This is a genomic window from Terriglobales bacterium, assembly GCA_035764005.1.
Lineage (GTDB): Bacteria > Acidobacteriota > Terriglobia > Terriglobales > Acidobacteriaceae > Gp1-AA112.
Map to the genome: position 1 here is coordinate 1 of DASTZZ010000018.1, position 13,487 is coordinate 13,487.

The 13,487-nt window shown below is 56.9% G+C and carries 10 protein-coding genes; 7 read left to right on the forward strand and 3 right to left on the reverse strand.

Annotation, left to right across the window (positions count from 1 at the left end; translation table 11 throughout):
* The 6 genes from VFU50_02250 to VFU50_02275 all read left to right on the forward strand — a co-directional run.
* The coding region (locus VFU50_02250) for an FtsX-like permease family protein (protein ID HEU5231652.1) at positions 1 to 753 on the forward strand (753 nt) is incomplete at its 5' end.
* Between the two features lie 258 nt (positions 754 to 1,011).
* Positions 1,012 to 3,087 carry an HD domain-containing phosphohydrolase gene (locus VFU50_02255; protein ID HEU5231653.1) on the forward strand — a complete coding sequence of 692 codons (2,076 nt, stop codon included), beginning with the start codon at positions 1,012 to 1,014 and terminating at the stop codon, positions 3,085 to 3,087.
* Positions 3,088 to 3,213: 126 nt separating this feature from the next.
* Positions 3,214 to 3,927 carry a UMP kinase gene (gene pyrH, locus VFU50_02260; protein HEU5231654.1) on the forward strand — a complete coding sequence of 238 codons (714 nt, stop codon included), beginning with the start codon at positions 3,214 to 3,216 and terminating at the stop codon, positions 3,925 to 3,927.
* Positions 3,928 to 4,138: 211 nt separating this feature from the next.
* Complete coding sequence (gene tdh / locus VFU50_02265; GenBank protein HEU5231655.1) at positions 4,139 to 5,194, forward strand: L-threonine 3-dehydrogenase; 1,056 nt, start codon at positions 4,139 to 4,141, stop codon at positions 5,192 to 5,194.
* A 110-nt stretch (positions 5,195 to 5,304) separates the two neighbouring features.
* Complete coding sequence (gene accC / locus VFU50_02270; protein ID HEU5231656.1) at positions 5,305 to 6,837, forward strand: acetyl-CoA carboxylase biotin carboxylase subunit; 1,533 nt, start codon at positions 5,305 to 5,307, stop codon at positions 6,835 to 6,837.
* Complete coding sequence (locus VFU50_02275; GenBank protein HEU5231657.1) at positions 6,834 to 7,328, forward strand: biotin/lipoyl-containing protein; 495 nt, start codon at positions 6,834 to 6,836, stop codon at positions 7,326 to 7,328. Before accC ends, VFU50_02275 begins: the two co-directional genes overlap by 4 nt.
* Before the next feature lie 9 nt (positions 7,329 to 7,337).
* On the opposite strand, the gene VFU50_02280 is transcribed toward VFU50_02275, so the two are convergent.
* Entirely contained in the window at positions 7,338 to 8,282 is a 945-nt protein-coding gene (locus VFU50_02280; protein ID HEU5231658.1) for a dihydroorotate dehydrogenase, read from the reverse strand.
* Positions 8,283 to 8,410: 128 nt separating this feature from the next.
* Here VFU50_02280 and VFU50_02285 point away from each other — a divergent pair, with 128 nt between their 5' ends.
* A complete protein-coding gene (locus tag VFU50_02285) occupies positions 8,411 to 9,262 on the forward strand; it encodes a sugar phosphate isomerase/epimerase (GenBank protein HEU5231659.1) in 852 nt (283 codons plus the stop codon).
* Positions 9,263 to 9,286: 24 nt separating this feature from the next.
* Here the strand turns inward: VFU50_02285 and VFU50_02290 are convergent, their stop codons facing one another.
* Both VFU50_02290 and VFU50_02295 read right to left on the reverse strand, forming a co-directional pair.
* Positions 9,287 to 10,588: an alginate lyase family protein gene (locus tag VFU50_02290; protein HEU5231660.1), complete on the reverse strand. Its 1,302-nt coding sequence runs from the start codon at positions 10,586 to 10,588 to the stop codon at positions 9,287 to 9,289.
* 3 nt (positions 10,589 to 10,591) lie between these two features.
* Positions 10,592 to 13,487 (reverse strand): vitamin B12 dependent-methionine synthase activation domain-containing protein (locus VFU50_02295; protein ID HEU5231661.1); only part of this gene is annotated, 2,896 nt, incomplete at its 5' end.

Here is a 13,487-nt window from a genome sequence, read left to right on the forward strand (position 1 = left end):
CCCGAAGAGAAAAATGCGATCACAATTCCGACCGTCGTTAACGAGGCCATGGTTCGGCAGTTCTGGCCGAATCAGAACCCGATAGGGCAAATGTTTACCCGCGGCGACAAAGATGGTCCGTGGTACCAGGTAATTGGCGAGACGGGCGATGTAAAGCAGTGGGGTATCACCCATGCGTCTGTACCCGAAGCTTACGATGCATTCGACGGCTCGCAATACATGTACGTGGTCGTGCACACGTCAACGGCATCGATGGATGTCACCTCCGAGGTGCGCCACGCCCTGGCTCAGGTCGATCCGGGATTGCCGCTGTTCGGCATACGTACCATGAACGATGTGATCGCCGAACACGCCAGCGGACAGCAGTTCCTAGCGTTGCTCGTAGGCCTCTTCTCAGGCCTGGCACTGATTCTTGCCGCGGTAGGAATTTATGGAGTGCTGTCGTACCTGGTTACGCAGCGCACCCGCGAAATCGGAATTCGCATGTCGTTGGGAGCGAGTCGCTCGAATGTGCTGACGCTCGTACTCCGGCACGGCATGCGGCTGGCGGGATTGGGATTTGCCTTGGGTCTGATTGCAGCTCTCGCAGCGGGAAGATTACTTTCCGGCTTGCTGCACGAGATACACCCTGGCGATCCGGCGACGATTGTATTGACGGCGCTCTCCTTGGCTCTCGTCGCGCTTTTGGCGTGTTATGTTCCGGCCCGGCGTGCAGCAAAGGTGGACCCAATGGTCGCGCTGAGGCACGAATAACGGAACCGGCGGCGGTGGCCGGTGGGCGCTGCTGGGCGACCAAACCCAGCAGCAGTTAAAGCACAGAGCCCGCAAAATCAACCTGCGCAGCCGCAAGAAACACAGAGGCCCCATCACCTGAAGGTGGCTCTGTTGCGCCCTTTGGCGCGATACCTGCACTTCCCGTCGTGCTATAGTAAGCCCACTTATTGCGCCATAACCCCGAATGGCCGGACGGATACGTTCGATCTGCAAGCAGTGCCGCGCCAGGGCATAGGAATGTCCACCACTCCCACGACAAAGGCTGCGGCTAGCTCCAGCACACGTGTGTTGCCTCTGCTGGTGAGCTTCGATCAAGAGCCCCGTATCCAGCGGATGCTCGCGGAGCTCTCACGCTTTCGCCGCATTTCCTTCGAAGGGTCACTGGATCTTCCGGCTGATCTCGAACGCGTGCTCATCAGCGGCGATGAGCGGTTGCTTCTTACGCATTACGACGAACTTCGCCGTCCCAACCTGCGGCTGATTGGGCTCACCGATCATCGATTTCACGATCCCCGGCTCGACGCGCTTGTGTATGCGTATTTGCCGTCGAACACGCCTTTGCCGCTCCTGGAGCGCACGGTGGACAACGCTTTGGACCACGTTCACCTAATCCACGTACGCGAGCAGGTCAACGAACGGCTCCGCGGAGTAACGCGCGAGATTCAGGAGCTGAACAAAATCGGCGCCGCACTCTCTGCCGAGCATCGTTTAGACCGGCTGCTCGAGTTGATTCTGACGAAGTGTCGCGAAATTACAAATGCCGATGCGGGCTCGCTCTACCTGGTCGAAGGCGTTCCGGACGAAAAGCCTGCAACGCCAGCTCCCAGTCCCGTGATTTCGGCTTCGCCATCATCGAGTGGTTTACCTGCGGCTCAACTCGTAAAAGCGCAGGAAGAAGAACCGAGGCGGAAGTTCCTTCGTTTCAAACTGGCGCAGAACGATTCCATTGATGTTCCTTTTCGGGAATCCACCATCGAAATCGACCATCACTCGATCGCAGGCTACGTCGCTGATACCGGGAAAGTCGTCAACATTGACGACGCCTATCACTTGTCGCCCGACGTTCCCTACAGCATCAACCGCAAGTTCGACGAAGACTCGGGCTATCGCACCCGCTCGATTCTCGCTGTTCCTTTGCACGATCAGAAAGAGCAGATCGTGGGCGTGCTGCAGCTTATCAATGCCAAGCGCGATGGCAAGGCTAAGCTCAGCTCAATTCAGGTGATGAATCAGCAGGTGATTCCATTCGGACATCGCCAGCAGGACATCGTCACCTCTCTTGCCAGCCAGGCGGCGGTCGCCATCGAGAACAGCCGTTTATACGAGAACATTCATCGCCTGTTTGAAGGCTTCGTGCGCGCGTCGGTTATCGCCATCGAAGCTCGCGACCCTACCACTTCCGGTCATTCCTTCCGCGTCGCCAATCTCACCGTCGCGTTGGCTGAGTCGGTGCAGCGCGTCGAGACCGGGCCATATTCGAACCTGCGCTTCACGCGTGAGGAAATGCGTGAGATACGCTATGCCTCGCTGCTGCACGATTTCGGTAAGGTCGGAGTTCGCGAAGAGGTCCTGGTCAAAGCCAAGAAGCTGTACCCCGCGCAACTGGAATTGGTGAAGCAGCGCTTTGATTTCGTGAAGCGCTCAATCCAGGCAGAAAAGCTTCAGCAGCGGCTCGATTATGTGCTCGCCAAAGGACGCGAAGAGTACATGGCGAAGGTCGGCCGTTTCGACGATGAGTTGCGGCGGCAACTGGAGGAAGTCGATCACTATTTCGAGACGGTGCTGAAGGCAGATGAGCCCACCGTGTTGCCAGAGGGAAGCTTTGAGAAGTTGGCCGAAATCGCCGAGCGCTATTACTGCGATTTTGACGGCAACGAGAAGCCTCTCCTCATGCCTGATGAAGTTCGCCTACTCTCGATCCGCAAGGGCTCGCTCGACGAGAACGAGCGGCTGCAGATCGAGTCGCACGTAGTACACACAGTCAATTTCCTCCAGCAGATTCCATGGACTTCGGAGATCCGCCACATTCCGGAGATCGCACGCGGCCATCACGAAAAGCTGAATGGGCAGGGATATCCGTATAAGCTCTCCGCACCGGAAATTCCCGTGCAGACACGAATGATGACCATCTCGGACATCTTCGACGCACTTTCCGCCGCGGACCGGCCATACAAGCACTCGGTCAACCTCGAACGCGCCCTACACATTCTGCAGCTCGCAGTCGATGATGGCGAGCTCGATCCTTCGTTGTTCAAGGTCTTTCTCGAAGCAAAGGTGTACGAGAAATGGAAGACCGAGCCGCACCCGTACTGAGCTTGGGCTGTCGGCTTTCGGCTCTCAGCGTTCGGCCAGCAAAACATCTTGAACAGAGCCGCAACTGGCGTCTGGCCGAAAGCCGATCGCCGAATGCCGACAGCCTGCCGTTATACTGAACTCACGATGTCGAAAGTCTTCAATCGTGTTCTTTTAAAACTCTCGGGAGAGGCTCTGGCAGCGGGTCAGGGCTTTGGTGTGGATGTGCACCGCGTGCACGAAATTGCGGGCGAGATCGCTGAGGTCCACCAACTGGGAGTGCAGCTGGCGATCGTCGTGGGAGGCGGAAATTTTTTTCGCGGAGTTGCGGAGCAGGCGCGCGATATGGATCGCGTATCGGCCGACCATATGGGCATGCTTGCTACGATGATCAACTCCCTCGCCCTGCAGGACGCCCTGGAAAAGAGAAGCGTGCACACGCGCGTAATGTCGGCAATTGAGATGAATCAGGTAGCCGAACCGTTCATTCGCCGCCGCGCCATTCGACATCTTGAGAAAGACCGCGTCGTGATCTTCGGCGCGGGCACCGGCAATCCATATTTCTCGACTGACACTGCCGCCTCGCTACGCGCGATGGAGATCAAAGCCGACGTGATCCTGAAAGCAACGAAAGTCGATGGCATCTACGACGCCGATCCCTTTCTGGTGAAAGACGCCACCATGTTCCAGCAGATCACCTACATGGAAATCATCAAGCTTGGACTAAAGGTGATGGACACCACTGCGATCAGCCTGTGCAAAGACAACAACCTGCCTATGATCATCTTCAACCTGAATAAGCATGGAAATATCCGGCGAGTAATTACCGGCGAGAAGGTCGGATCGCTGGTCTGCGCTTAATGGCATCTACTTACTTCGCTGTTCGCAGGTCCCCGCATCCTTGACCTTTAGCGCGGATCGCACCGGATCATAGTGCAGCCTAACTTGTTGTCGCGACCTGATTGGCGTCCAGCACAGTGGTCTTTTGGGATCCGCCGAGTCACGGGTGATAGACTGAGAAGTTTTGTCCGCCTCCCTAATGTGTCTATCTGGTATCCGGAGAAGTTCCTGAATGCCTGAAACCATGCAGGCTATCGTGAAGCCACAGGCGGCGCCTGGATCAGAGGTGCGCCAAGTTCCACTGCCAGAGATCGGTCCTAACGACGTTCTCGTGCAAGTGAAAGTTGCTTCTATTTGCGGCACCGATCTGCACATCTACGAGTGGGACGCATGGGCACAGAAACGAATTCGTCCGCCGCTCGTTCCCGGTCATGAGTTCTGCGGCACCGTTGCAGCCGTTGGGCGCGAGGTCACCAGCGTAAAAGAAGGCGATTTCGTCTCAGCCGAGATGCACGTGAATTGCGGCAAGTGCCTGCAGTGCCGCACCGGCGAGGCGCATATCTGCCAGCACGTGAAGATCATCGGAGTCGACGCCGACGGCGCCTTCGCCGACTACGTCAAGATTCCCGAATCGAATATCTGGAAACTCGACCCCTCGATCCCTGCTGACTACGCATCGATTCTCGATCCACTTGGCAATGCCGTACACACCGTGCTCGCAGGCGAAATCGCAGCCAAGACAGTGGCTGTGATTGGCTGTGGTCCTATCGGGCTATTCTCCATCGCTGTTGCCCGTGCTGTAGGAGCGGCCCAGGTTTTTGCGCTTGAAGTAAACGAACATCGACGCAAGCTGGCGAAAGCCATGAAGGCAGACCACGTGTGCGATCCGAGCAAGGACAATGTCAAGAAGTTCGTGCTCGAACGCACAGATGGGACTGGAATTGATGTAGTGCTCGAAATGTCGGGCCATCCCGACGGCATTAAGACCGGATTCGACATTCTCCGTCTTGGCGGCCGCGTGTCTCTGCTAGGGATTCCCTCAGTGCCTATCAAGATGAACTTCGCTGAAGATCTGATTTTCAAAGGCGCGATCGTACAGGGAATCAATGGCCGGCTGATGTACAAGACCTGGTACCAAATGCAGGCGCTGTTAAGGGCGGGCAAACTGGATTTGTCTCCGGTAATAACAGATCGCATGCCGCTGAAGGACTTCAGCAAAGGCATGGAGCGGCTTAAGACCGGCGAAGCCAGCAAAATTCTTCTGTATCCCAACGGCATGGGAAGGTAACGCTCATTTGACAATCAGACGACGCAGAGCGCCAGGTGGAATCCACAATCAAGCCCTCTGCTTTGGCCTCTGTGCTCTCCGTGCCCTCTGTGGTTAAATCTCCCTTCACCATGTCGTCGTCGCTATTCAAGAAAATTCTCGTCGCCAATCGCGGCGAAATCGCCGTGCGCGTGATCCGCGCCTGCCGTGAGCTTGGCGTTCCGACGGTGGCAGTGTTCTCCGACGCCGATCGCGCTGCGCTGCATGTGATGAAAGCCGACGAGGCGTACCACATTGGACCGGCAGCTGCGCGAGAGTCATATCTCAACACAGAGCGCGTCATTGACGTCGCACGCCGCAGCGGAGCCGACGCCATCCACCCCGGCTATGGATTTCTTTCCGAAAACGCTCGTTTCGCGAAAGCGTGCGCCGACGCTGGAGTGAAGTTCATCGGCCCTCCACCTTCCGCCATGGAAGCATTGGGTTCAAAGACGAGGGCACGTGAGGCGGCCGATCGCGCGGGTCTGCCGCGCGTTCCGGGATCAGTTCGCGCTCTCAGCTCGCTTGCTGATGCTGAGCAGGTTGCCGGGCAAGTTGGGTACCCGGTGATGCTGAAGGCAGCAGCGGGAGGTGGCGGCAAAGGCATGCGCCGCGTGAATGCCCGTGACGAACTCGCCTCTGCGTTCGCATCCGCAAAGAGCGAAGCCCTGCGAGCCTTCGGCAATGATGATGTCTACATCGAGAAGCTGATCGTCGAGCCTCGTCACATTGAAATTCAAGTCCTGGGCGACGAGCACGGCAACATGGTGTACCTCGGCGAGCGCGAGTGCTCGGTGCAGCGGCGTCATCAAAAGGTAATCGAGGAAGCGCCATCCGCCGTCGTCGATGCAACGATGCGCCAGGCGATGGGTGAAACCGCGGTTGCTCTCGCGCGCACTGCGGGATATTTCAACGCGGGAACGGTAGAGTTCCTTGTCGATCAAGAGAAGAACTTCTACTTCCTGGAGATGAACACTCGCCTTCAGGTCGAGCACCCAGTGACCGAGCTTGTCACAGGACTCGATCTTGTTCATCTGCAGATTCTCATTGCCGCAGGAGCGCAGCTCCCGTTCTCCCAAAGCGATCTGCAATTGCGCGGACACGCTATCGAGATTCGGGTTTACGCGGAAGACCCAGACAATAACTTCTTTCCCAGCCCGGGACAAATCACACGGCTGCTGACGCCCTCAGGTCCCGGCATTCGCGAAGACAGCGGCATCTACGAAGGCTGGACGGTTCCTCTGGACTACGATCCCATGCTGTCGAAGCTGATCGCGTACGCTCCAACGCGTGAGCAGGCGATTCGACGTTTGCGCCGCGCGCTCGATGAGTATTTTGTCGGCGGAATTGCAACCAACTTAGGACTGTTTCGCGAGATCCTCGATGATCCTGATTTCGCTGCTGCTCGCATACACACCGGATATCTGGATCGCTTGTTATCGTCTCGCGCCCCAGTCCCTTTCAACAATGGCGCGGGAGAGAAGATCGCCGCAATCGCCGCCGCACTCCTGCAATCTGCTAAGAACGGCAACGGAGCACGCGTTAACGGTCATGGAAACGGTGCAACCGCTACGCCAGGCAAATGGAAGAACGTAGCGCGCCAGGAGGCGCTGCGCGAACGATGATTTTCGATATTACGGTAAACGGTCGCGATCATCGCGTTGAGCTTGCACAGCAGGATGGTGGCAATTGGCTCTGTAAAGTCGACGGTGACCAGCTGATCGTGAATGCTAGCACCGCGGCCAGCGGAGTCCTTTCGCTGCTGATCGCCGGCCAATCTTATGAGGTCGTGCTGAACGCCGCGCAGCAGCAGATCGTCGTAGGACGAGACCGCTATGCGGTAGAGATTCGTGATCCGCGCTCCTGGCGTTCGCGTCGCGCACGCGCCGGCGCTGGCGAGGGGCCGAAGAAAATCATTGCTCCGATGCCCGGGAAAGTTGTGCGCGTAATTGCGCCGCAAAACTCTGAGGTGGAGCAGGGTGCAGGTGTTGTCGTGATCGAGGCGATGAAAATGCAGAACGAACTCAAGTCGCCGAAAAAGGGCAGGGTGGCGAAACTGCTTGCGGTGGAAGGCGCAGCAGTAAACGCGGGCGATGTGCTTGCGGTGATCGAATGAAATCTGGCGTCAGGCTTCGGCCTGCAGCCCCCCGATCAGCTCCTTGATGTCCTTGATGCGATGCTCCAGGCACCAGCGATAGAGTTCATCCACGATTCGCTCGGTCGCGCACGGATCGAAGTAGCTCGCGGTTCCCACCTGCACGGCCGCGGCGCCAGCCAGCAGAAATTCGATCACATCGCTGCCGTTGCTGATTCCTCCCATGCCTATTACGGGAATATTGACCGTCCGTGCTGCCTCGTAAACCATTCTTAGCGCAATCGGCTTAATCGCAGGCCCGGAAAGTCCGGCGGTGAGGTTTGAAATTCTCGGCTTGCGAGTTTCTGCATCGATTGCCAGGGCAACGAACGTATTCACCAGCGAAAGCGCGTCGGCCCCTGACTCTTCTGCGACACGCGCCATCATGGGAATGCTGGTTACGTTGGGAGAAAGCTTCACGATCAGCGGACGCCGCGAATGCTGCTTGCATGTCGATACCACTTCCTCGAGCATGTGAGGATCGCTACCGAAGCTGATTCCGCCCTGCTTCGTGTTCGGACACGATACATTGAGCTCGTAAGCGGTGATGCCTTCACCTTCGTTCAAGATGCGAATTACCGCTTCATAATCCTCGCGCGAGTGGCCAAACACATTCGCGATCACGACTACGTTCTTTTTGCGCGCAAGAATCGGCAGCTTGTCGCGAAGGAAAGCCTCCGCTCCGATGTTCTGTAGGCCAATGGCGTTGAGCATTCCCGCCGCAGTCTCGAACATACGCGGTGGAGGATTGCCCGCCATCGGCTCGGGCGAGAGGCCTTTCACCACGAATCCACCGAGCTTATCGAGTGTGACGATGTCCTCGAATTCGACGCCGTACCCGAAAGTACCGCTTGCGGCGATGATCGGATTCTTGAAATGAATGCCGCAGAAAGTGATGCTGAGGTCCGGCCCAGTGACTGGATTGGGGGAGTTCATCTCATTGCGATTTAATCATGGAGAGGCGAGCCCTGCGAACACAAACATAAAAGCGCACGTGTTCCCTTAGGTGCTGCCCTTCGGTGCACGGTGAGCTGTATCACAAGCAAGCTGGTAGTATTTTCGCCATGCTCTCGCGTCGAAAGTTTCTGGCTGTCAGTATTGGGGGACTCGCTTCCGCCATTGCTTCCCGCAGAGGGTTTGCTGCGACCCATCGCACACTTGGCGTCCAGCTCTACACCGTCCGCAAGCAAGCCGAATCCGATTTGCCTGGAGTCCTGAAGCAAATTCGCGCGATTGGTTACGACGAGGTTGAGACCTACTGGAACGTCTATTCGCATCCAGCAAAAGAGCTGCGGACCATGATCGCCGACGCAGGACTGAAAGTTCCCAGCGGGCACTTCGATTATGCCGGACTTCCCGACAAGCTCGATTATGCGCGCGAGCTCGGCGTCGAATACGTGGTGTGCCCGATGCTTCCCGAAAACATGCGCGATTCAGTGAACGGCTTCGCCCGCGCTGCCGAGAACTTCAACAAATGGGGAGAGCGCGCGAAGGGCATGGGCATGCGCTTCGGATTCCATAACCACAATTACGAATTTCGGAAGTTGGGTCAGGCCACCGGATTTGACACGCTGGTCTCGCGCACCGATCCCAAATTGGTCTGCTTTGAGATGGACTGCTACTGGATCACACAAGCTGGACTGGACCCAGTCGCGATGCTGCAAAAACTCGGAAAGCGTATTCGCCTGCTCCATCTCAAAGATCGCAAGCCAGGATACCCACCTTCACAGCAGCTCAACTCAGCCGCCGGGCACTTTACCGAAGTGGGAAACGGCAGCATCGATTGGAAAAAAGTACTGGATGCCGCGCAGAAGAATGGTGTCGAGCACTACTTTGTCGAGCAGGACGAGAGCGAGCGCCCGCCGATTGAGAGCTTGAGGATCAGCTACAACAACATTGAAGCGCTGCCATCGTGAGCTCTATGACAAGAATTGTGCGCATTAATTGCCCTGGGCTGCCGCGTCAAGAAGATCGAAAGTTGCACTGCGATTATCGCCCTCGATCTTTCTAGCGGCCGCTTCGTAACCTGAGTCGTTATAGGCTCGGGCAGCTTCGAGAAGCGGTTGAACCAAATCGCGAGCGCCGAGATCGCCCAATTGCTTGTATGGCCATGGTTTGTCGCCCAGCGCATAGGGAAGCAAATAGTCGAGAGCCGCGCGGATGCTGCGCCCGTCTTTGGTTTTGAAATGCCAGAGATCCACTCCAACATGTCCTCCTAGAATCGCCAGCTCAGTTAGTGCGCGCAGGTTAAAGCAGCTATAACCGAAGGAGCGCGTGCGCGCCAATTCGAGCGGCTGCTTACCATCGGGCTCGATCTGAGTGGCAATACGCTTCTGCTCGGCCGTAGTCAGAATCTGCTTCGCTAAATCGTTCCGTCCGAGGAAAAGCGCATAGTCAGCCGTCTGGACGTCATAGAAAGAGCCGTGATTGTTCTTCGCATTGGATTCATCTTTTCCATTTTTGCTCGTGCGCAGCCACTCCAGAAAACCGCCGAACCACTGCTCCATTCCTTTCTGGTCGGCTTCGCTCCAATTCCTCGATCCATTCAGTAAGCCGAGGGCATCGATAACTTCAGTGAGGCTATGGCTATCGATAATCCCAATGCCTCGTCCCGTCGTAATACCGCGAATACCCTGAGCGTACTCAAGGTTTGGGTTCATTTTGGTACCCGCATTGAGAAACCAGGTATGTAGCAGGAGCGCGGCTCGCGAAGCGTAGTCTTCATTTCCGGTCAAGTAGTAGCCGATTGCGAGAGCATGCACTGAGCTAGCCATTTTGCCCATCTCATCATGGTCGGAGATGCCTTTGATCTCCGGATTTCGCTCTCCGTCTCGACGTACGTAAGGCAGATGATTGGGCGTACCTGGATTCGGCCAAAAGTACGGAGCCAGGCTCATGTAGTCATGTTTATCCCCGCTTGGGGGCGTCGAATCTTTTTGCATCACCGAGAATGGGCCCGCGCTCATGGCCTTATCTGCCTCCGAACGAACAGCTTTGAGAATCTCGCTCGGAGCTGACTGGGAGTGCGCGAGTTCGCGCTGATGGCGCACATTCGTTGCATCCAGCAAAAACACACGCGGGAGCTTCTCAGCGGAGGAGGATGGAGTTGTACTTAGCAGGAACAGAAGAGTGAATAAGATCATGTTCGTTCCCGGAAACTTGGTCAGTACCGTTCGCGGGTAGCGAACGGGTGAACGACGATCGGCGCCTGACCATCCGCTTACCGCGGACGGTACTGACACCGCTTAAGCCACGAAATACTTCGCGGACGGGTGATGCACAATGACCGCAGACGTGGATTGCTCAGGCTCAATTTGGAACGTATCCGTCAGCGTCACCCCAATCTCTTCCGGATGCAAGATGGCAAACAGCTTTGTTTGGTCTTCCAAATTGGGACACGCTGGATAACCAAACGAGTAGCGCGATCCGCGATACTTCTGATGGAAGAGATCGGTGATACGCGGCGAGTCATCACCGCCGATGCCCAGTTCGCGTCGAATCTCGCGATGCATGTACTCGGCGAGCGCCTCGGCGGTTTCTACGCTGAGTCCGTGCAGATACAGATATCGAGTGTAGTCTCCAGCTTCGAACAGCCGTTTGGTTTCTTCGCTGGCTCGGCTTCCGACGGTCACGACTGAGAAGCCGATGACATCGACGTTCCCGGAGTCAACCGGTTCAAAGAAATCTGAGATACACAGCTTGCGGCCTTCGCGCTGACGCGGAAAAGTGAAGCGCTGGATCTCGCGCAGTGTTTCGAACGTGTCAAAAACAATTACGTCGTTGCCTTGACTGTTACACGGATAAAAACCATAAACAGCCTTGGGCTCGAGCAGACGCGAGGCAATCACTTCTCGCTGTAGCTGCTGCTTGATCGGGCGATACTTTTCTTCGACAAGCCTGGCATAGTCGGTAGCCGAGGCGGTCTTCAGCTGCCATTGGTTCTTGAACAGCGCCGTCTCATTCACGTACTCGAAAATGTCGTTCAGATCGAAGTTCGTGCGAACGCGGCGTCCCACAAACGGAGGCTTTGGGATATTCGGCGCGCTCGTGACTACGGCAGAGCGTTCGGTCGATACCTCACCACCATCCGCGCTGGCCACTGCCGCACGGGCAAACTGCTTGACCACACGTCCTTCCTGCAGGCGAGCTTCGCGCGCGCCGTTCTCTGACGTGAGATCGTCCATGATGTGTAAGCCAGCAAATGCGTCGTCCGCATAGAACACAGAGTTCGAATACTCGCGCCGCAGATCATCTTCGACGTACTTGCGGGTCAGGGCTGCGCCACCGCAGATAACCGGGTAGCCGAGATTCATTCTCTGCAGGTCCTGGATTACATATTTCATCTCCAGCGTGGACTTCACCAGCAAGCCGCTGAGTCCGATGGCATGAGCGTTGTGCTTCTGCGCGGCATCGATGATCGAATCTGCTGGTTGCTTAATGCCGAGATTGACCACCTCGTAGCCGTTGTTGCTGAGGATGATATCTACGAGGTTCTTGCCGATGTCGTGGACGTCGCCTTTCACAGTTGCGAGCACAATCGTGCCTTTGCGCGAGCCTTCTACCTTTTCCATTTTGGGCTCAAGATAAGCCACGGCCTGCTTCATTACCCCTGCAGAATCGAGCACAGATGGAAGCTGCATCTTGCGCGCGCCGAAGAGTTCACCCACCGTCTTCATGCCGTCGAGTAGGACGGTATTGATCAGATCGAGCGGCGTGTATCGCTGCAGAGCGTCTTCGAGAATCGCCTCAAGCGGCTGCTTTTTGCCTCCGCTACCGATCGCCTTTTCGCCGTTGATGATGCAGTGTTTCAGCTTGTCTTCGGCGGAGAGGCTGCTCAAGTCTTCTGCTTCCGTGTCCGTCTTCTTGCTCACGCCGGAGAAGAACGCCATGTACGCCTGCAGCGGATCGCCCTGGCTGGCGTCTTGGAAGATGAGCCGGCGCGCGATTTCAACTTCAGCTTCGGGAATCTTGTACAGCGGATAAATCTTTGAGTAGTTGACGATCGCGCAATCGAGTCCGCGATCGACTGCTTCGCGCAGGAAGACGCTGTTGAGCACGCGACGCGAATAGGTCGAGAGCCCGAATGAAATATTGCTCACTCCCAGAATGGTCCGGCACTCGGGAAGCTCCTGCTTGATGCGGCGCACGGCTTCGAGAGTTTCGATTCCCGCAGTCCTGTACTCTTCCTGCCCGGTCGAGATGGGAAGGGTCAGCGGATCGAAGATCAGATCCACTGCTCTGATGCCATATTTCTCAGTTGCGAGCTGGTGAATGCGCTTGGCGATCGCGACTTTCTTATCCGCCGTGAGCGCCATGCCATCCTCATCGATCGTGAGCGCGATGACGGCAGCGCCATAACGCTTCGCCATGGGCAGAACCTTGGATGTGCGCTTCTCGCCATCTTCAAGGTTGATCGAATTGATGATGGCCTTGCCGGGAATGCGCTTCAGCGCAACCTCGACTACATCGGCTTCGGTGGAATCGACGAGAATCGGCGCAGGCACACGCGTCGCGATCTTCTCGAGAATCGAGCTCATGTAGCCCTTCTCGTCTTCGCCGACGATCGCGCAGCAAAGGTCGAGCATGTGAGAGCCTTCGGCAACGAGCTTCTTCGAGAGGGCGAGAATGTCGTCGTACTTGGCCGCGCGCACCAGATTGCGGAAGTGCTCGACGCGCGTGGTCGTGTTCATCTCCTCGGCGACGACTACCGGCTGCCCATCGATTTCCAGCGGCACGGATGCATATGCGCTCGAAGCTTCCGAACGCGGCTTCACGCTGCGCGATGCCGGCTTGAGCGCGGCACACGCCTGCACGACCGCTTCGATGTGCTTCGGCGTTGTCCCGCAGCATCCGCCGACAACGTGGACTCCGTACTCTTCGATGAAACGCTTGTGATAGTCCGCCAGATCCTTTGGCGTGAGCTTGTAGACCGCGCGCCCGCCTTCGTTGTGCGGCAGGCCGGCATTGGGCAACACCGAGACGTGCTTCGACGTGTTGTGACACAGGTAGCGCACCGCATCGTTCATCTCGCGCGGACCAGTCGCGCAGTTCAGGCCGACGATGTCGACGTCGTAAACATCGAGGATCGCCAGCGCGGCGCTAATCTCTGTGCCGAGCAGCATCGTTCCCGATTCCTGTAGT

Coding starts and splice junctions, on each gene's coding strand:
- pyrH (HEU5231654.1), top strand. CDS start 3,214: ATGTCGAAAGTCTTCAATCGTGTTCTTTTAAAACTCTCGGGAGAGGCT.
- accC (HEU5231656.1), top strand. CDS start 5,305: ATGTCGTCGTCGCTATTCAAGAAAATTCTCGTCGCCAATCGCGGCGAA.
- VFU50_02275 (HEU5231657.1), top strand. CDS start 6,834: ATGATTTTCGATATTACGGTAAACGGTCGCGATCATCGCGTTGAGCTT.
- tdh (HEU5231655.1), top strand. CDS start 4,139: ATGCCTGAAACCATGCAGGCTATCGTGAAGCCACAGGCGGCGCCTGGA.
- VFU50_02255 (HEU5231653.1), top strand. CDS start 1,012: ATGTCCACCACTCCCACGACAAAGGCTGCGGCTAGCTCCAGCACACGT.
- VFU50_02280 (HEU5231658.1), bottom strand. CDS start 8,282: ATGAACTCCCCCAATCCAGTCACTGGGCCGGACCTCAGCATCACTTTC.
- VFU50_02285 (HEU5231659.1), top strand. CDS start 8,411: ATGCTCTCGCGTCGAAAGTTTCTGGCTGTCAGTATTGGGGGACTCGCT.